Source organism: Enterocloster sp. OA13, assembly GCF_022440595.1.
Taxonomy (GTDB): domain Bacteria; phylum Bacillota; class Clostridia; order Lachnospirales; family Lachnospiraceae; genus Enterocloster; species Enterocloster hominis.
This window is the reverse complement of the sequence record NZ_JAKNTF010000001.1, coordinates 495,938-514,436: the sequence shown is the minus strand read 5'-3', so window position 1 is coordinate 514,436 and position 18,499 is coordinate 495,938. Positions and strand designations below refer to the sequence as shown.

General features: G+C 51.4%; 17 protein-coding genes. 8 read left to right on the top strand and 9 right to left on the bottom strand.

The features are described from left to right. Positions 1-7: 7 nt before the first annotated feature. The gene (locus tag MCJ35_RS02405; RefSeq protein ID WP_008721731.1) at positions 8-796 is read right to left on the bottom strand and encodes an electron transfer flavoprotein subunit beta/FixA family protein; all 789 of its coding nucleotides are present in this window, start codon (positions 794-796) and stop codon (positions 8-10) included. Positions 797-1,124: 328 nt separating this feature from the next. Between MCJ35_RS02405 and MCJ35_RS02400 the strand changes: the two genes are divergently transcribed. Genes MCJ35_RS02400 through MCJ35_RS02390 form a run of 3 tightly spaced genes read left to right on the top strand, consistent with a single transcriptional unit; the run spans position 1,125 to position 3,026 of the window. Further along, on the top strand, positions 1,125-1,499 hold the full coding sequence (locus tag MCJ35_RS02400) for a GntR family transcriptional regulator (RefSeq protein ID WP_025483190.1): 375 nt from the start codon (positions 1,125-1,127) through the stop codon (positions 1,497-1,499). Between the two features lie 10 nt (positions 1,500-1,509). Continuing rightward, entirely contained in the window at positions 1,510-2,388 is an 879-nt protein-coding gene (locus tag MCJ35_RS02395) for an ABC transporter ATP-binding protein (RefSeq protein WP_025483191.1), read from the top strand. Next, positions 2,385-3,026, top strand: a complete 642-nt coding sequence (locus tag MCJ35_RS02390) for an ABC-2 transporter permease (RefSeq protein WP_008721725.1) — start codon at positions 2,385-2,387, stop codon at positions 3,024-3,026. Before MCJ35_RS02395 ends, MCJ35_RS02390 begins: the two co-directional genes overlap by 4 nt. Positions 3,027-3,261: 235 nt before the next feature. Here the strand turns inward: MCJ35_RS02390 and MCJ35_RS02385 are convergent, their stop codons facing one another. Continuing rightward, positions 3,262-3,759 carry a DUF6106 family protein gene (locus tag MCJ35_RS02385; protein WP_025483192.1) on the bottom strand — a complete coding sequence of 166 codons (498 nt, stop codon included), beginning with the start codon at positions 3,757-3,759 and terminating at the stop codon, positions 3,262-3,264. A 106-nt stretch (positions 3,760-3,865) separates the two neighbouring features. After that, the gene (locus tag MCJ35_RS02380) at positions 3,866-4,264 is read right to left on the bottom strand and encodes a metal-dependent transcriptional regulator (protein ID WP_034576358.1); all 399 of its coding nucleotides are present in this window, start codon (positions 4,262-4,264) and stop codon (positions 3,866-3,868) included. A 143-nt stretch (positions 4,265-4,407) separates the two neighbouring features. On the opposite strand from MCJ35_RS02380, the gene MCJ35_RS02375 reads away from it, so the two are divergent. After that, positions 4,408-4,641: a FeoA family protein gene (locus MCJ35_RS02375; protein ID WP_008721720.1), complete on the top strand. Its 234-nt coding sequence runs from the start codon at positions 4,408-4,410 to the stop codon at positions 4,639-4,641. 45 nt (positions 4,642-4,686) lie between these two features. After that, complete coding sequence (feoB, locus tag MCJ35_RS02370) at positions 4,687-6,831, top strand: ferrous iron transport protein B (protein ID WP_130789431.1); 2,145 nt, start codon at positions 4,687-4,689, stop codon at positions 6,829-6,831. 118 nt (positions 6,832-6,949) lie between these two features. Here feoB and groL read toward each other — a convergent pair whose 3' ends face one another. Both groL and MCJ35_RS02360 read right to left on the bottom strand, forming a co-directional pair. Next, a complete protein-coding gene (groL, locus tag MCJ35_RS02365) occupies positions 6,950-8,572 on the bottom strand; it encodes a chaperonin GroEL (protein ID WP_008721716.1) in 1,623 nt (540 codons plus the stop codon). Between the two features lie 53 nt (positions 8,573-8,625). Continuing rightward, positions 8,626-8,910 carry a co-chaperone GroES gene (locus tag MCJ35_RS02360; RefSeq protein WP_008721713.1) on the bottom strand — a complete coding sequence of 95 codons (285 nt, stop codon included), beginning with the start codon at positions 8,908-8,910 and terminating at the stop codon, positions 8,626-8,628. 279 nt (positions 8,911-9,189) lie between these two features. On the opposite strand from MCJ35_RS02360, the gene MCJ35_RS02355 reads away from it, so the two are divergent. After that, positions 9,190-9,846, top strand: coding sequence for a hypothetical protein (locus tag MCJ35_RS02355; RefSeq protein ID WP_008721711.1), 657 nt, complete (start codon positions 9,190-9,192; stop codon positions 9,844-9,846). Between the two features lie 116 nt (positions 9,847-9,962). On the opposite strand, the gene MCJ35_RS02350 is transcribed toward MCJ35_RS02355, so the two are convergent. From MCJ35_RS02350 to MCJ35_RS02340, 3 genes are all read right to left on the bottom strand, one after another. Beyond that, on the bottom strand, positions 9,963-10,997 hold the full coding sequence (locus MCJ35_RS02350) for an MORN repeat-containing protein (RefSeq protein WP_025483195.1): 1,035 nt from the start codon (positions 10,995-10,997) through the stop codon (positions 9,963-9,965). 27 nt (positions 10,998-11,024) lie between these two features. Beyond that, on the bottom strand, positions 11,025-12,425 hold the full coding sequence (gene pdxR / locus MCJ35_RS02345) for a MocR-like pyridoxine biosynthesis transcription factor PdxR (RefSeq protein WP_008721707.1): 1,401 nt from the start codon (positions 12,423-12,425) through the stop codon (positions 11,025-11,027). Between the two features lie 328 nt (positions 12,426-12,753). Then, a complete protein-coding gene (locus tag MCJ35_RS02340; RefSeq protein WP_025483196.1) occupies positions 12,754-14,448 on the bottom strand; it encodes a glutamine--tRNA ligase/YqeY domain fusion protein in 1,695 nt (564 codons plus the stop codon). A 170-nt stretch (positions 14,449-14,618) separates the two neighbouring features. On the opposite strand from MCJ35_RS02340, the gene MCJ35_RS02335 reads away from it, so the two are divergent. Both MCJ35_RS02335 and MCJ35_RS02330 read left to right on the top strand, forming a co-directional pair. Further along, positions 14,619-15,326 (top strand): AzlC family ABC transporter permease, encoded by a 708-nt coding sequence (locus MCJ35_RS02335; RefSeq protein WP_008721703.1) that lies wholly within the window; start codon positions 14,619-14,621, stop codon positions 15,324-15,326. 20 nt (positions 15,327-15,346) lie between these two features. After that, positions 15,347-15,676, top strand: a complete 330-nt coding sequence (locus tag MCJ35_RS02330; protein WP_008721701.1) for a branched-chain amino acid transporter permease — start codon at positions 15,347-15,349, stop codon at positions 15,674-15,676. A gap of 266 nt (positions 15,677-15,942) precedes the next feature. Here MCJ35_RS02330 and MCJ35_RS02325 read toward each other — a convergent pair whose 3' ends face one another. Then, on the bottom strand, positions 15,943-18,498 hold the full coding sequence (locus MCJ35_RS02325; RefSeq protein WP_025483197.1) for a histidine kinase N-terminal 7TM domain-containing diguanylate cyclase/phosphohydrolase: 2,556 nt from the start codon (positions 18,496-18,498) through the stop codon (positions 15,943-15,945). Position 18,499 lies beyond the last annotated feature (1 nt).

Here is an 18,499-nt window from a genome sequence, read left to right as displayed (position 1 = left end):
AAACAGCTTATATGAACTTATGCTTTCTAAGGATTGCAGCCATCGCCGTGGCCAGTTCCCGGCTGGTTCCTTCAATCATTTCCTTATCCGTTTTCTTGTCAGGCGGGAAAATGCGTTCCACCTGGGTAGGTGATCCCTTAAGTCCATAGTGGCTGGGATTCCTGTCATCCAAATCATCCAGGCTCATGACCTTGATACAGTTCGGGTCCATCCCAATCCTTCTTTTATAAGAAGGAAGCCTGGGCGTGTTCACATCCTTATCCACGGTCAACAGACATGGCAGTTCCATCTTCTGTGTCTGTATCTTATTCTCCAGGTTCATCCTCACCGTGATGAAGGTATCCCCTGTTTCCAGGACCTCCAGTATATTGGTGCCATGGGCAATTCCCAGGAACTCCGCTGTTTCCGCCCCTACCTGCGCCGTGTCCCCGTCCGTGGTCTGCTTCCCGCACAGGATCAGGTCATAGGTTCCTGATTGCCGGATGCCCTGGGATAAGGTATGGCTTGTAGCGCACACGTCCGCGCCTGCAAAACGGCGGTCCGAGATAAGATATCCCCTCTCCGCCCCCATACATACAGCTTCCAAAAGCACTTCCCCGGCCTGGTCCGGCCCCATGGTAATAACAAAAACATGTCCCTCTGTCCTTGCCGCAAGCTCCAGCCCGAATTCCAGCGCATATAGATCATATGGATTCATCTTAGCTTCAATACCATCCCGCTTCAGTACGCCTGTAACCGGATCCACCTCCACACTGGTGGTTCCCGGCACCTGCTTTATGCATACCAGAATCTCCATTCCTTCCTCCTGTTACATTGTCCTTCTTTCCAGAATTAAAAATTAAAAATTTTGTATACAGTGTTTATGGTTAAATAATAGCATATGGAAACAGCCAACACAATGCCTATAATATCCAAATTGAAAAAATTTTTTTGTGCATTTTATACATTAATTTAAATTTATCTTTCCCCAGCCCCCGCACAATTAGTAATCCATCCTAAATCCCACCCTTGACATCCCCCACATCCCATGTTATATTGTATATATACGATATGTACATTATAACCACCCAGGCAATCATCACCGCCACAATCCCAACCACTACCCATACCACGGAGGCAGCGCAGTGAATATCATTATCAGCAATTCCAGCGGCAAACCAATCTATGAACAGATAACATCCCAGATAAAGAACATGATCATGACCGGGCAGCTGGATTCCGGCGATGCCCTGCCAAGCATGAGGACACTTGCAAAGGAACTGAGGATCAGCGTCATCACCACCAAGCGCGCCTACCATGACCTGGAACAGGAAGGCTTCATTGAAACCATAACAGGAAAGGGAAGTTTTGTGGCTGCAAAGGATACCGAGGTCATCCGCGAGGGAAACCTGAGGATTGCGGAGGAATACCTGACAAAAGCAGCTGACCTGGCTAAAAAAAGCGGCATTCCCCTGAAGGAGCTGGTGGAGGTGCTGGAACTTATATATAACGGAGAGTGAGGAGATGTCCATGGAGTACGCAGTGAACATAAGAGGGCTTTCAAAGGCCTACAAGGATTTTTCCCTGAAGGATGTTGACCTTTTACTTCCAAAGGGAGCCATCATGGGACTGATAGGCGAAAATGGGGCCGGCAAGTCCACCACCCTCAAGGCCATACTGGATGTTGTCCGTCGGGACAGCGGCACCGTCGAGATCCTGGGCCTGGACCTGGACACTGACCAGCCGCGTATCAAGGAACAGATTGGGGTTGTGTGGGGCGAAAGCCATTTTCATGAATTCCTGAACGGGATACAGGTATCCCATATGCTGGGCAGGATTTACAGGAACTGGGACCAGGAACTGTTCCTGGATTACCTGCACCGTTTTGCCCTGCCTGGGAAGAAGAAAATAAAGGAATATTCCAAAGGAATGCAGATGAAGCTGTCCATTGCGGCTGCTTTGAGCCACCATCCCAGACTGCTGGTCCTGGATGAGGCAACCAGCGGCCTGGACCCGGTTGTCCGGGATGAGATCCTGGATATATTGTTTGGGTTCATTGAGGACGGCGGGAATTCCGTCCTGATTTCCTCCCACATTACCAGTGACCTGGATAAGGTGGCTGACTATATCACCATGATCCACAACGGCTCAATCCTGTTTTCAGAAGAAAAGGATTCCCTTATCGAGGACATGGGAATCATTAAGTGCAGCCAGGAGGAACTGGAACACCTTAAGGACATGGCAGGCCGCGGTGGGATTATCATGGTGGGGATCCGCCAAAGCGCATACCAGTCAGAGTGCCTGGTGCGCAACCGCCGGGAAGTGATGGAGCGTTATCCCAACCTGGTCATGGACCGCACCAACATTGAGGAAATCATGCTGTTTCATGTAAGGGGGCAGATGCGATGAAAGGATTACTGTTAAAAGATTTTTATTGTTTAGGACAGAACATTAAGAGCCTGCTGTTCATCGTTGTCGTATGGGGTCTTGTATTCCTTCCCCAGAAGGACGGCGGGCTGCTGTTCATATCCCTGTGCATGATGGTAAGCGCCATGTTTACCTTCACCCTCTCTTCCTATGACAGACAGGTGAAGTGGGATACCTATGCGCTGAGCATGCCCCTTTCCAGGACCGTCATGGTTCAGGAAAAATACATCATTTCCATACTGATGCTTATGGCCGCGGCCGCCGTATCCTTTCCCATGACAGGGATTGCCTGGGTCATCCGCACAGGAGGGATTGATACTGAGTTTCTGTATGCAATGTGCACTACCCTTTTGACAGGGACTGCCATATCGCTCATTTACACGGCCCTGGCCCTTCCCTGCTCCCTGTGGCTTGGCGCTGAAAAGGGCCGCTACATCCCCAGTGTGCTGTTTGCAGCCATCTTCTTTACAGGTGTCATCATAGCGCGGGGCGGCAGGCTTAAGAATATAAGTCCGGCCATCCTGTCCAATTTCTGTATCCTGCTGCTGGTTCTGTCACTGCTGATGTTTGCAGCATCCTATTTTATCAGCATTTCCATCTATAAGAAGAAGGAATTTTAATCCTTCCAGGCAGGAGGACGCGATAAACAGGTGCCTGGTACCGGACCAAAAGGGACAGCTGCTCCTGACGGGAATCCCCATATCCCCTCAGGCCAGCTGTCCCTTTCTTCTTATCCACATGCTGCCATTCCCTATTCACGGAATGCCACCGTTCCCTATACACAGAATGCCATCCGTCCTTATCTACCAAGCGCGTCCGTCCCCATCCACCAAGCGCCGTCCGCTCCCTGTCCGGCTACATCACAAGCTTTCTTGGGAATGTCCTTCTCATGGCGCCAATCATCTTCTCATTCGGTTCAATCAGGACCTTGAAGTTATCTGCCCCCTTCTGGTACATAAGTGCATATACCTTGGCTTCCTTCCTGCCGGACGAAAAATCCTTTACCTTGGCGCCCTGGCGCTCATAATCCTTTAACACAAAGGAATCAGCCGGAGCCACCACCTGCACATCCTCTTTATCACAGTCAAATACCCTCTTCCTTCTGGCCTTGCCCAGGATACGGTCCACGGTGAGTCCGCCTTCCGCAAACAGGTATTCATATTCCACGCTCATATTCAGGAAAACAAAATAAGTCCCTGCCGCCGCTGCCAGGAGAAAGACAATCCCAAATATGGTCTGCATGGCCAGGAAGGCAGAAATAACACACAGGACAATCATCAATATCTTAAGGGGAATGGCATAGGCCGGGTCTTTCCTCTTCACAAGCCACTCTACGTAATTATCATCGTTCATTCTGTTCTCTCCTTTTATCATGTTGTAAATGTTTCATGCACTTATCAGGTCCTGTTTCGCATATTTCCCATTATACAATAGTTTGCCCCATATTTCCAGTGATACCTTACAGGCTTTTAAGGAAAGGCAGCATCCGCTCCATATTCCCCACGGTCCTCCGGTTGATATAGTGCTCAATCTTCTCCACCTGCTCCAGCTCACTGTCCGTATGGTTCAGGGCGCAGAAAAATTCATGCAGCACCTGGTGCCGGTGCAGCAGATACCGTCCCTCCATATGCCCCTTATCCGTGACCATGATGGTGCCGTATTTCCTGAAGTCAATATATCCGGCTGCCTTCAGGTTATCCAACATCTTGGATGCGGAGGAAGGACGCACATGCAGGTTGGCGGCCAGAAGGCTTACCCGCACCGGATATCCTTCCGCTTCCATGCGGCAGACCATTTCCAGGTAATCTTCCATGGAAGACGTAAGCTCCTCACCGTTTACCCGTTCATATCCTTTCATGGTATAGAAACCTTCCTTATCCATGCCCGGTCCGTTTTTTTCATGTTTTCCATCCATACCAGTAACCAAAGTGTCCCTCCTGCAATATTATAAGAGTAAGAAAATGTTTCCCTATCCTAAATCTATTGCGAGGTATTGTAAATATGAAAGAAATTCATTGTCTGAGTGATATAAAGCCCGGCCAGCGGGCACACATTAAAGAACTGACTGCCTGCGGCAGCATCCGCAGACGCCTTCTGGATATCGGCCTGGTAGAGGACACGGAAGTGGAATGTCTGGGTCAAAGCCCCCTTGGGGACCCATGCGCCTACCTGATACGCGGCGCTGTCATCGCCATACGTTCCGAGGACTGCCGGGGCATCCTGATTCATGAATGATGATTAAAATATATAAATCTAAAAATATATAAAAGGAGTATTAAAATGGGGCTGACAAAACAATCAGTAGGAATGGGCGCTGTCGATTCCGGATTGGAGATAAAAAAACAGACACCCGAAGATAAGGTCATTGCCATAGCAGGTAATCCCAATGTAGGTAAGAGCACCCTCTTTAATAACCTGACCGGCATGAACCAGCACACCGGCAACTGGCCCGGCAAAACCGTGACCAATGCCCAGGGATTTTGTAAAACCAGGAATCATGGATACGTGCTGGTGGATATACCTGGCACTTATTCCCTCATGGCCCACTCTGCCGAGGAGGAGGTTGCCCGCAACTTCATCTGTTTCGGGGGCAGTGACAGCGTGGTGGTGGTCTGCGACGCCACCTGCCTGGAACGCAATATGAACCTGGTGCTGCAGACCATGGAGATATCAGACCATGTGCTGGTATGCGTCAACCTTCTGGATGAAGCCGCGCGCAAGAACATTTCCATTGACTTGGAAATGCTTTCTGAAAAGCTGGGGGTACCGGTTGTGGGCACCATTGCCAGGAAAAAGAAAAGCCTGGAGCATTTCCTTGAACAGCTGGACGCACTGGTGGACAGAAAGAAGGACCTCCATCCCTACCAGGTCCAGTATTCCCCCATCATTGAGCAGGCCATTGCCATGGCAGAACCGTTGGTAAAAGCCAGGGTGGACGGAAAAATCAATTCCAGGTGGCTCACACTGAAGCTTCTTGACTGTGACCCTTCCCTTATGAAGGAACTGAAGGAATATCTAGGCGAAGACATACTTGACATACCGGAACTGGCGGAGGCCCTGGACGAGGCCAGGGAACACCTGTCCAAGTACGGTGTCACCAGGGAAATCATGGGTGACCGGGTGGTGGCTGCCCTGGTAGCCTCCGCGGAAAAAATATGCCGGGATACCGTGCATTTTAATCAGGTTGAGTACAATGAAGGGGACCGCCGCCTGGATAAGGTGCTGACCAGCCGTTTCACAGGTTATCCGGTCATGGTTGGAATGCTGGCCGTGGTGTTCTGGCTGACCATCACCGGGGCCAACTATCCTTCCCAGATGCTGGCTGACGCCTTCTTCAAGCTCCAGGACCAGCTGACCCGGGCATTCATGGCCATGGGCGCGCCGGAATGGCTCCATGGCATCCTTGTCCTGGGCGTCTACCGCGTGCTGGCTTGGGTTGTATCCGTCATGCTGCCGCCCATGGCCATCTTCTTCCCCCTGTTTACCTTGTTGGAGGATTCCGGATACCTTCCCAGGATTGCCTACAACCTGGATAAACCATTTAAGAGCTGCCATGCCTGCGGCAAACAGGCCCTTACCATGTGCATGGGCTTTGGGTGCAATGCGGCCGGTATCGTGGGCTGCCGCATCATTGACTCCCCAAGGGAACGGCTCATTGCCATGATCACCAATAACTTCGTGCCCTGCAACGGAAGATTCCCCACCCTGATTGCCATCATCACCATGTTTTTCGTGGGTGTATCCGGGGGAGCTTTTGATTCCCTGTTATCCGCGCTGCTTTTAACGGCATTCATTGTGCTGGGCGTGTTCATGACCTTCGCGGCGTCCAAGTTCCTGTCCATGACCGTATTAAAGGGAATCCCCTCTTCCTTTACCCTGGAACTGCCGCCCTACCGCCGCCCCCAGATTGGCAAGGTCATTGTCCGCTCCATCTTTGACCGGACCCTGTTCGTGCTGGGAAGGGCCATTGTGGTGGCTGCCCCGGCCGGACTTCTTATCTGGATCATGGCAAATGTACAGGTGGGCGGCCTTACCCTGCTGGCCCACTGTTCCGGCTTCCTGGACCCCTTTGCAAGGCTGCTGGGCATGGACGGGGTCATCCTCATGGCCTTCATACTGGGGCTTCCTGCCAATGAAATCGTCATCCCCATCATCATCATGGCTTACATGGCCCAGGGCAGTATCCTGGAGTTTGACAGCCTGGCACAGTTAAAGGAACTTCTTGTGAATAATGGGTGGACCTGGATTACCGCTGTCAGCACCATGCTGTTTTCCCTTATGCACTGGCCCTGCACCACCACCCTTCTCACCATCAGGAAGGAATCCGGCAGTTTCAAGTGGACCCTTGTGTCCTTCCTGGTGCCTACCGTGTGCGGCATCGTCATCTGTTTTGCATTCACCTGCGCCGCAAGGATGTTTGTGTAGCAGTCTCCCATCCATCACGGGACTCCGGACGATTCAAGCCGCCGGACATGAAAACAGCCTGGAACAGTTGGGTTCATCCCAACCGTCCAGGCTGTGCATGGTCATATCATGTCATGGATTAGTACATTCCGCCCATATCAGGTGCTGGAGGCATTGCCGGAGCCGGTTCCTTGATATTGGCAACAACGGATTCGGTTGTCAGCAGGGTGGAAGCAACGCTGGTTGCATTCTGCAGTGCGCTTCTTGTAACCTTAACAGGATCCAGGATACCTGCTTCAATCATGTCGACAAACTCTTCCTTGTATGCGTCAAATCCGCATCCAACCTTGGATTCCTTAACCTTGTTCACGATTACGGAACCTTCCAGGCCTGCGTTTGCAACGATGTGGAACAGCGGGGACTCCAGGGCCTTTAAGATGATCTTGGCACCGGTCTTCTCATCACCTTCCAGGCTGTCAACAATCTTCTGCACATCAGCTGCAGCGTGTACATATGCGGAACCGCCGCCTGCGATGATACCTTCCTCAACAGCTGCCCTTGTAGCGTTCAGGGCATCTTCCATACGAAGCTTGGCTTCCTTCATCTCTGTCTCGGTAGCAGCGCCTACACGGATGACAGCTACGCCGCCAGCCAGCTTAGCCAGACGCTCCTGTAATTTCTCCCTGTCAAAATCAGAGGTGGTTTCCTCAATCTGCTTGCGGATCTGGGCAACCCTTGCAGCAATGGTGTCCTTATCGCCCATACCGTCAACGATGATTGTATTCTCCTTCTGAACCTTAACGGATTTTGCACGGCCTAACTGATCCATGGTTGCATCCTTTAAGTCCAGACCAACTTCCTCAGAGATAACGGTGCCGCCTGTAAGGATAGCGATATCCTGCAGCATCTCCTTCCTTCTGTCGCCATAGCCGGGAGCCTTGACAGCAACTACGTTGAAGGTACCTCTTAACTTGTTGACAATCAGGGTGGTCAGTGCTTCACCTTCCACATCCTCAGCGATGATCAGCAGTCTTGCGCCCATCTTGACAACCTGCTCTAACAGAGGCAGTAACTCCTGGATGTTGGAAATCTTCTTGTCGGTAATCAGCACATATGGATCATCCAGATTCGCTTCCATCTTATCCATATCAGTGCACATATATGCGGACAGGTAACCTCTGTCGAACTGCATGCCTTCAACCAGGTCAAGCTCTGTCATCATTGTCTTGGATTCCTCAATGGTGATGACGCCGTCCTTGGAAACCTTCTCCATAGCGTCTGCTACCATTGTGCCAACCTCATCGTCAGATGCGGAGATAGCTGCAACCCTTGCAATCTGAGCCTTGCCATTGATTGGTTTGCTCATAGCCTTGATGGCGTCAACAGCTGCGTCTGTTGCCTTCTTCATACCCTTTCTCAAAACGATTGGGTTAGCGCCTGCTGCCAGGTTCTTCATACCTTCATTCACCATTGCCTGCGCCAGGACGGTTGCGGTCGTGGTGCCGTCACCAGCCACATCGTTGGTCTTGGAAGCAACTTCCTTGATTAACTGTGCGCCCATATTCTCGTATGGATCCTGCAGTTCAATCTCTTTTGCAATGGTAACGCCGTCGTTGGTGATTAACGGAGCGCCGAAGGACTTATCCAGGACAACGTTGCGTCCCTTGGGTCCTAATGTCACACGTACTGTATCTGCTAACTGATTCACGCCTGCTTCCAGAGCCTTGCGGGCTTCTACGCCATACTTAATCTGCTTTGCCATGATGATCAACCTCCAAATTATGTTCTATTCATTATTTTGTAAAATGGTTTCAATTATTCAACTACTGCCAGGATATCGCTCTGCTTAACAATTACATACTTCTCATCTTCTACTTCCACCTCAGTGCCTGAGTACTTGGAGTAGATGACCTTGTCGCCGGCCTTAACCTGCATGGTAATCTCCTTGCCGTCCACAACGCCGCCAGGACCAACTGCAATAACCTCTGCCTGCTGTGGCTTTTCCTTTGCCGCACCCGGAAGGACAATACCGGACTTTGTGGTCTCTTCTGCTACTAACTGCTTTAATACTACCTTGTCAAACAATGGTACCAACTTCATAATTGAATTCCTCCTTACAAACTGTTCTGCTTTTTCTTTCTTGTGTTATCTTTCTAAGCATCTTTATTTTGCTCACATGATAAGTTATATCACCAGTTGTTAGCACTGTCAAGACTTGAGTGCTAATTTCTTTTAATTTTATTATTTTTTTACAAATTGCTGTTTCTTTTTTTTTCCATTCGTATTACAATAGTAGCAATAAGGAATACTATGAATTGTATCGTACTTTTATGCGTTTTATGCGTAATCACTATTAAAAGGTAAGAAGGGGGTTTTTGCATGGCTAAGAAAGGTTGGGGTAAGTTCGTAGCATTTGCGGCTGTCACAGGCGCTGTGGCTGCCGGCGTTTCTTATGTACTCCAGTATAAGACATACCACAAGGAACTGGAAAAGGATTTCCGCGAATTTGAGGACAGCGGTGACGAGGACAGACCGGAGGGAGCGGAAGACCGCACCATTGATTCCCGCAAGCTGGACCGCAATTATATTTCCCTTACGTCAAGTAAGGATGAGCTGAAGGTGGCTGCCAAGGATATGGCCCATGCCACTAAGAATGTGCTGAAGGATGCAGGAAGCCTGCTTTCAGACACGGCCCATGAGGTTGCCTCCGCTGCCGTGGATACCGCCCACATCGCCCTCAACACCATGAAGACCAAGAAGGATGATTTCATGGATGAGCGTGCCCAGAAAAAGGAAGATGATTCCGACCTGTTTGAGGACGAGGGATTCCTGGATGATGATTATGTGGATGAGGACGATCTGTATGACTATGGCCGCATGGACGGGGACCTCGGTACCTCCTATGTCTCCCACGATTATCAGGCAGATTACAGTGATGACCTGATGGATGAGGAGGAGGTTTCCGGACAGGAAGACAGTACCGTGCGTAAACCGCAGGAACCTACTGCCACCATCGAGGAAGATACCCTGGATTAGGAAGATGATTTGGTTTTAGGAAAATACTCAGGATTCAATTGATGACCATACTTTTAGGATAAATAAACCTCCGGGGATGCATAAGCATCTGCCCGGAGGTTCTTTTCTGCCGTTCCCTATTCATCCCATACCAGCAGGTTCACCCACATGGGCATGGCGGCCTGGTCTTCTTCCAGCACATATGCGTGGTTGTCATTGTCCTCAGACAGCAGCTGGTATTCCCCTGTGGATTCCACATGATTCCATCTGTTGTCCAGGATTGCGATTCCGTGTCCCACCTTCAGTTTCCAGGTTGAAACCTGGTCCTCCTCATTCATGCTGGTATAGACCACGTCGCCCTCCATAAGGTCCTGGGAAAATGTTCCTGTCTTGCAGATATCCCTTGCCTCCCCTTCCGGGCTTCCCTCAAAATAGCAGTATCCTGTATGGCCTTTGCCCTCCATCCTGCCGTCTTTCCAGATTCCCTGGGAATAATCATATCTGGGCGCGTCCAGATCCACCACCTGCAGGGCCGTGCACTGTCCTTCCGGCTTCCCGGCTTTAAACGTACCGTAATACACGGTACCCGCCTTGGTAAATACCATTCCCCGGCCATCTATGTCAGACCGGAAGGAACTGCCGTCATAAAGATATCGTCCACCGTCCATGACAGTGTAGAACATATCTGCCAGCATATCCTCCTCACGTACCATCACGGCAGCCGCCTCCTTAAGGTTTCCCTTTTCAAGCGCTTTCATGATGTCTGACACGGTTATCAGCTGCCTTTCATCCAGGACCACGGGGGCGGCCTCTCCCGCTGCCCCGCCATCTGCGCCTGCTGTCATCCCCGCCATGCCGTTTCCATCCGCGCCTGCTGCCTTTCCCGCTGCTCCGCTTCCATCCCCGCCTGCACCGTTGCCGTCCACGCCAGATCCGCTCCTTCCGGCCATACGGCCTGCACCGGCATTTCCTCCATCCATGCCTCCAGAGGCCCCATCTGCACTGTCCATGCCCATGTCCGCTGAATCTGCTGCTTCCCGAAGTAGGGCAGCACCGTTTCTCCCTGGGACATTTCCCTGTTCCTTAAGCCCCCATATGCTGCTGATTCCCAGCACCATGGCAAAGGCCGCTGCCGCCGTTATATCTATGACACTGTACTTTCTGTCCTTCACTCTATATCCATTCCTTTCATCACGGGTTCAGGACCAGGCCTTCTTTAACAGCCCGGTACCCTTTTCAATCTCAGCTTCGCTCAGTTTCGCATATCCCAGCATGACCGTGGACGGGTAAATATTCTGCTCGGGGTGGATGAAGCAGTCCGACATGCCATAGACCTTTACGCCGGCTGCCGCGGCCTGTTCTGTCAGCTGCTTCTCACTGCCGCCCCAGCGATAGGTCAAAAGCACATGAAGCCCCGCGTATTCCCCGCGTATGACAAACCGGTCCTCCAATTCCCTTAGCCCGTTTAGCAACACATCATGCTTTGCCTTGTACACGGCCCTCATACGGTTTAAATGGCGCTCATAATGGCCCTGGGTGATAAACTGATAGAGGATATTCTGGTCAATCCTGGACACCGTGGACGCATAAAAGCCAGCCTTTTCCCTGTACACCTTCATGAGATGTTCCGGCAGCACCATGAATCCCACACGGATGGCAGGCGCGATGGACTTTGAAAATGTCCCCATATAAATCACCCGCCCGCCCCTGTCCATGCCCTGCAGGGCCGGGATGGGCTTACCCTTGTAGCGGAACTCACTGTCATAATCGTCCTCAATCAGGTACCTGTCCTGGCCGCTGTAGGCCCAGGCCAGCAGCTCCTGGCGCCGTTTCACCGGCATGACGATTCCTGTTGGATATTGGTGGGACGGCATCACATAGGCAATCTTTGCCCCGCTGGCCTGGAGGCGCTCCACATTCATCCCATACCGGTCCATGCCCACCGGAACCACATGATACCCCTCTCCCTTCAGCACACGGTAAGCCTGTTTGTAGGTAGGGTTCTCCATGGCAATCCCCATATCGGTTCCCAGTATCTGGGCCAGCAGCATCAGAAGATATTCGCTTCCGGCGCCAATCAGGATCTGGTCCGGGCTGCAGTCCACGCCTCTGGCTGAATGGAGATATTCCCCCACCGCAATCCTCAGGGACAGCTCTCCCTGGGGATTTCCGGCTGAGAACATTTCCTTATTGTCATCCACCAGGGTGTTACGGCTCAGCTTCCGCCAGGTATTGAAGGGGAAGCTGTCCAAATCAATGCCCCTTGGTGAGAAATCCACCTCAAACCTATGTTCTTCCCAATCCTTTTCCAGCACAAAAGAACCGGCGGACTTCTGCCGGACCTCCACCAGCTCCTCTATCTTTGAGACATAGTATCCCCTGTAGGGCTGGGCCTCTATATAGCCTTCCGATACCAGCTGGTCATAGGCCATCTGTGTGGTGCTCCGGCTCACCTTCAGATTCTGCGCCAGGATCCTGGTGGATGGCAGCCTGCTTCCCGCCCCCAGCCTTTTGCCCCGTATCTCGTCCTTGATATACTGATAAATCTGCTCGTAAAGCGGGCTGTCGGACTGGCTGTCAAATGGTACGATCAGCTCCATGATACCGCCTTTCTGCCGCAAACTGGCATTGTTATATTGCAATAATTCAATCCGGTCCATCATACCAGAATCAGACCATGCTGTCAATGTGGGAGGCATGCCCTGTGCCGCAGGATGCTTGCCCCATACCGCAGGATGCTTGCCCCATGCCGCAGGATGCTTGCCCCATATCACCTGCCCTCCCTGAGCCTCCCAAGACCGGATCCCGGATTCCCAATGCAAAATGGCTGCCATACCCAATATAAGGCACAGCAGCCACGATATCCCTGTCACGGTCCAGCCAACAGCCACCCCAGGAATATATGGATTGGATTGGCATGTCCTGACCTTACTTTGGCAGCTTAAAGGAACTTTTAAGGGACACGATCCGGTTGAACACAGGGTGCTCCGGCGTGCTGTCCTTACAGTCCACACAGAAGAAACCGTTGCGCACGAACTGGTAGCTGTCATAGGCCTTGCCCTCTGCCAGGGCCGGTTCCACATAGCATTCATTTAAGACAGTCAGGGAATTGGGATTCAGGTTCAGGCTTCCGTCCTCGTTCAGCTTGCCCTTTTCCTCATCCACGATATTCTCATAAAGGCGGCATTCCACCTTCCTTGCCGTTGGTATGCTGACCCAGTGGATGGTTCCCTTTACCTTACGGCCTTCAAAACCGGAACCGCTCTTTGTCTCCGGGTCATAGGTCCCGTGGACAACGGTTACATTGCCGTCTGCATCCTTCTCACATCCGGTACACTTAACAAAGTAAGCGCCCATGAGACGCACTTCATTGCCGGGGAACATGCGGAAATACTTCTTAGGAGGCTCCTCCATGAAGTCATCCCTCTCAATATAGAGTTCACGGCTAAAGGGCACCTTCCTGTCGCCCAGTTCCGGGTTCTCCAGATTGTTGGGCACGTCAAGCATCTCTGTCTGCCCCTCCGGATAATTGTCAATCACCAGCTTGACCGGGTTGAGCACAGCCATCATACGCGGCTTCTTAAGCTTTAAATCCTCACGGATGCAGTACTCTAACATGGCGTAATCCACAGAACTGTTGGCCTTGGAAACACCCACCAGCTCCACGAACATCTTGATGGCCTCGGGCGTATATCCCCTTCTGCGCAGGGCAGCGATGGACACAAGGCGCGGGTCCTCCCAGCCATCCACAATCTTGTCCTCAACCAGTTTCTTGATGTAGCGCTTGCCCGTAACCACATTGGTCAGGTAAAGCTTGGCAAACTCAATCTGACGGGGCGGATCCTCAAATTCACACTCCCTGACCACCCAGTCATAAAGGGGCCTGTGGTCCTCAAACTCCAGGGTGCAGATGGAATGGGTGATATGCTCAATGGCATCCTCAATCGGATGGGCGAAATCATACATGGGATAGATGCACCACTTGTCCCCGGTGTTGTGATGGGACATATGGGCCACACGGTAGATGACTGGATCCCTCATGTTGATGTTGGGGGAAGCCATGTCAATCTTGGCACGCAGGACTTTTTCCCCATCCTGGTACCTGCCCTCCTTCATCTCTTCAAACAGCTTCAGGTTCTCTTCAATGCTCCTGTCCCTGTACGGGCTTTCCTTGCCGGGGGTGGTAAAGTCGCCTCTGTATTCCCGGATCTGTTCCGCGGTCAGGTCACAGACAAATGCCTTCCCCTTCTTAATCAGGAATACCGCGCACTCATACATCTGTTCGAAATAATTGGACGCAAAAAACAGCCTGTCCTCAAAATCAGCGCCCAGCCACTTCACATCCGCCATGATGGATTCCACGAATTCCGTCTTCTCCTTTGTGGGGTTTGTATCGTCAAAACGCAGGTTGAACTTGCCACCGTACTTCTGTGCCAGACCGTAATTGAGTAATATGGACTTGGCGTGTCCGATGTGTAAATAACCGTTGGGTTCCGGCGGGAAACGGGTCTGGACATGGCTGTACACGCCCTCTGCCAGGTCCTTGTCAATCTCCTGCTCAATGAAATTCTTGGAGATTACCTCCTTTTCCTCTGTTTCCATTACGGTGTCTTTCTCTGCCATGATTGTTCCTCCGTTATTGTTACTTTTATAATCAAGTATAATAAATAATAACATATTTATCTGGTCTATGAAAGGGGAAAATACATTTTATAGTGGAAATCTTCCCTTGTGTCTGCTATACTATATTAATGTGCTAAAATGTGTACATTTATAAGGAGATTTTACATATCATGAAAAAAACAGCAAAGTTTGCCTTAATCAAGACTATCCCTATCTTCCTGGGATATATTTTTTTGGGGATTGCATTCGGGCTCCTGCTTCAGAAATCCGGCCTTGGCGTCCTGTGGGCCTTCCTCATCAGCGCCCTTGTCTACGCAGGCTCCATGCAGTTTGCCCTGGTAGGCATCCTCACCGGGGGCCTGAGCTTCATCACCACGGCCGTCATGACCCTGTTCATCAACAGCCGCCATGCATTTTACGGCCTGACCTTCATTGAACGTTTTAAGGAAATGAAAAAGGCTTATCCGTACATGGTCTTCTCCCTGACGGACGAGACATACTCCCTGCTCTGCTCCATGGCCCGCCCGGCGGATTTTACGGACAGGGAATGGAAGCAGGCCACCTTCTTTGTCTCCCTGTTTGACCAGTGCTACTGGGTCCTTGGCTCGGTGCTTGGCGCGCTCATGGGGGAACTGATTAAGTTTGACACCACTGGCATTGATTTTGCCATGACCGCCCTGTTCGTGGTCATCTGCGTGGACCAGTGGAAGGCGGCAAGGACCCACATCCCGGCCGTGGCCGGATTCATCTGCGGCGCCCTGTTCCTGATACTTATCCGCACATCCAATTTCATCCTGCCTGCCCTGGCAGCCACCGTGGCCATCCTGCTGTTCCTTCGCAGGACCGTGGAACAGAAGATGGAGGAACATAACCCATGATCAATACACTGACCCATACATTGACAGATCCAGCCTATGTGCTGATTACCATCCTGGTCTGCGCCCTGTGCACCCAGGTTACCCGCTGGCTCCCCTTCCTTTTGTTCGGAGGGAAAAAAGAAGTCCCCCGCCTGGTCCGCTATCTGGGCGCCATACTTCCGGCTGCCATCATGGCCGTGCTGGTCGTTTACTGCCTGAAGGGAATCACTCCCCTGGCATATCCATACGGCCTGCCCGAACTTATCTCCGTGGCAGCAGTGGTAGCACTCCACCTCTGGAAGGGGAATACGCTGGCAAGCATTGCCCTTGGCACGGTGTGCTATATGATACTGGTGCAGATGGTATTCTAAGGGCGGATTTCATGTCACTTCCTGCACGCCGGCTCAAACCCGGGCTTGTCCGTTGGCCGTGTGGACAGCATGGAACATGCATCAAACAAGGACTTTAGCAAAGAACCTTCCTGAAACCTTTATAAAGGTATTGCAGGAATCATACCTCATGGAGCAGAAATGCCGCCCAATCAAAGCAGGTGATTGGGCGGCACTTTCTTGCATATGCATTCCATTCCAAGGTCACTCCGTGTCCGGCCTCGATGGCATTATGATTTTCCCCTCTGTCATGACCCGGCATTCCTGCCGTCTTCCACCACATCCCCTTCACTCAGCACCGGCTTTACGGTCCCGGATGCAATCAGTTCCACAAACAGGGGTACAAGCTCCGGGTCAAACTGGGTTCCGGCGCCTTTTTCCAGTTCATTGATGGCAAACTCCACCGACATGCTGGATTTATAGCTGCGCTTTGAAACCATGGCGTCAAAGGAATCAGCAATGCAGAGTATCCTGGCTGCCAGGGGAATGTCCTTTCCCGCAATCCGGCGGGGATAGCCTTTGCCGTCGTAACGCTCATGATGGCCGATGACAGCCGGGATGACATAATCCATGGACGGAAGGTGGCGGATGATTTCCACGGATGCCTCCACATGCCGCTTCATGACTTCGTATTCCTCGGCCGTAAGCTTTCCTGTCTTGTTCAGTATGTTCTCGGGAATACCGATTTTACCGATGTCATGGAGAAGCGCCGACTCCTTGAGTATTTCCCTGTATTCCCCGCTGGTGTGCAGGGCCATCCCGATAGCCTCCGCATAATATGACACGTTCTTGGAATGCTGGAATGTATAATGGTCCTTGGCGTCAATGGCAGCTGTCAGGGCATAGATGGTCGGCGCATATTCCGAATACATACTCTTATGCTTTTTGGCCAATCCCTCATTTGTCTCCCGTATTCCTATGATGCCGTCTGAATATACCCGGATACCGTTCTTGCCGGAACGTTTTACATGGTACACGGCACAGTCCGCATTGGATACCAGTTCCTGTATGGACGCTGCCGCATAAGGAATGGCGCAGATGCCGCAGCTGACGGTCAGGGGCTTCAGATAGGTCTCAGAACTGTCACGGTTCATGTTCTGTATCTGCCGTGAGATATTCTCTGCCAGGTTCTGGGCTGAGTAGATATCGTACTCGGGCAGGATGACGGCAAACTCCTTGCCGCTGTACCGTGCGCAGTATCCGTTGTCCCCCACCGTCCCCTGTATGATACGCGCAATATGTATCAGGGCCTGGTCCCCTTCCTGGTTGCCGTAAAGCTGGTTATACAGCTTAAAATCATCCACATTGAAAATGGCCAGGGCAAGGGAGGTGCGGCTGCATTTTTCATATGCATCCTCCAGCATTCCGTAGAAATACTTCCGGTTCAGCAGTCCGGTCAGTTCATCTGTCCTTGCCTCCTCATAGGCCTTTTCATAAAGCCTGGAATTCTTCACAGCAATGGAGCTTACCGACTCTATGGAATTGAGGAAAATGATATCTTCCTCCGAATATCCCGAACGCAGCTTTCCTTTGTGTTCCTTGCCGCCCAGCATCACAAGCCCGGCCAGGTCATCCCCGTCCTTTAATGGAAGGAGGCACTCTATTTTGAGTATTTCCAGCTGCCTTTTCTCCTCTTCCCACATGGATTTGTAATCCACGGTCCGCCTGAAGTCACGGAGGAGCAGGCAGGAATCATGGTTCTTAAGCCAGTGGATCAAGGGCGCATCCCCATCCATCATGAAATTCTTGTCATCCAGGGGGCTGCTGCTGAAAACAGCCGGATAATTACCCTGGTCGTCCTTGATGCAGATATAGATCTTTTTGGTATGCACCGTATCGGTAATGACGCTTACCAGGCCCTGAAGTATCTCATTCAGACGCAGGGACTGGGACACCAGCAGCGTATATTCGCTCAGCCGCTCGGTCTGGCTGACTTCCTCCCGTATGAACAGCTTGTCAAAAAAGCATTTTGCCAGCTGATAGATGATCAGGGTCACGATCATGGTCAGGGTGGCCACGATCATCACGCTGAAGGATGACAGCATGGGAACGCCGGTCCGTATCAGGTACTCCAGTGTCTGGGCTATATTATAAAATGCCAGCGCGCTGATGCCCATGGCAATGATGTAGCAGTTTCCCCGTGAAACCAGAAGGGTCATCTTAAACACATGTTTGGAATACAGCGTATAGAACATGACCCCTGCATTGACCGCGCCTGCCAGGATATCGATGGGGAACCCGTTAAAGACCGGCACCGCCATGTTGCCTGCAAACAGAAGCAGGATTCCTGACAGAAGGGGAACCACTTTGGAACAGACTGCCCGGTTCTTCCTGGAGCCAAAGATGATTACCGCGGAATGGATGATCACAAGAAAACACAGTCCATACATGGCAGTGACCCGCCAGGTCATATGGTAGACGAAGAAAGCCTTGTCGCCGATTCCCGTAATGGCCGGGGCTTCCAGCAGGTTGCCGGTGGTCATGTTATATAAGTTGACCAGCACGATCAGTATCAGCCATATCCGGTGGGAGGGTTTGGCCGAATGCCCGCAGAAATCCCTGATAAAGCAGAAAAACGCATACGGTACCAGGCAGATTCCTGCCAGTGAAACATGGAACCACATGTGATAGGAAGGCCACGCCATAAGCCTCATGAGAAGCGAGCCGCCCGTCCATAAAATCATAGCACCCAATACAGCAATAAAATCCCTGACCAGCCTCGACTTCTTAGCCGACATGAAGGCCAGCATGAGGAACATGTAGAAATATAATGCTGTAATGGAAATAAAAACATAGCTTCTCATA

Bases quoted from the DNA above. Each gene is read 5' to 3' on its own strand.
- MCJ35_RS02385 (WP_025483192.1), bottom strand. From the start codon at position 3,759: ATGAACGATGATAATTACGTAGAGTGGCTTGTGAAGAGGAAAGACCCG.
- MCJ35_RS02325 (WP_025483197.1), bottom strand. From the start codon at position 18,498: ATGAGAAGCTATGTTTTTATTTCCATTACAGCATTATATTTCTACATG.
- MCJ35_RS02375 (WP_008721720.1), top strand. From the start codon at position 4,408: ATGAAAGAAATTCATTGTCTGAGTGATATAAAGCCCGGCCAGCGGGCA.
- MCJ35_RS02340 (WP_025483196.1), bottom strand. From the start codon at position 14,448: ATGGCAGAGAAAGACACCGTAATGGAAACAGAGGAAAAGGAGGTAATC.
- MCJ35_RS02360 (WP_008721713.1), bottom strand. From the start codon at position 8,910: ATGAAGTTGGTACCATTGTTTGACAAGGTAGTATTAAAGCAGTTAGTA.
- MCJ35_RS02395 (WP_025483191.1), top strand. From the start codon at position 1,510: ATGGAGTACGCAGTGAACATAAGAGGGCTTTCAAAGGCCTACAAGGAT.
- pdxR (WP_008721707.1), bottom strand. From the start codon at position 12,425: ATGGAGCTGATCGTACCATTTGACAGCCAGTCCGACAGCCCGCTTTAC.
- MCJ35_RS02335 (WP_008721703.1), top strand. From the start codon at position 14,619: ATGAAAAAAACAGCAAAGTTTGCCTTAATCAAGACTATCCCTATCTTC.
- feoB (WP_130789431.1), top strand. From the start codon at position 4,687: ATGGGGCTGACAAAACAATCAGTAGGAATGGGCGCTGTCGATTCCGGA.
- MCJ35_RS02405 (WP_008721731.1), bottom strand. From the start codon at position 796: ATGGAGATTCTGGTATGCATAAAGCAGGTGCCGGGAACCACCAGTGTG.
- MCJ35_RS02380 (WP_034576358.1), bottom strand. From the start codon at position 4,264: ATGAAAGGATATGAACGGGTAAACGGTGAGGAGCTTACGTCTTCCATG.
- MCJ35_RS02390 (WP_008721725.1), top strand. From the start codon at position 2,385: ATGAAAGGATTACTGTTAAAAGATTTTTATTGTTTAGGACAGAACATT.
- MCJ35_RS02355 (WP_008721711.1), top strand. From the start codon at position 9,190: ATGGCTAAGAAAGGTTGGGGTAAGTTCGTAGCATTTGCGGCTGTCACA.
- groL (WP_008721716.1), bottom strand. From the start codon at position 8,572: ATGGCAAAGCAGATTAAGTATGGCGTAGAAGCCCGCAAGGCTCTGGAA.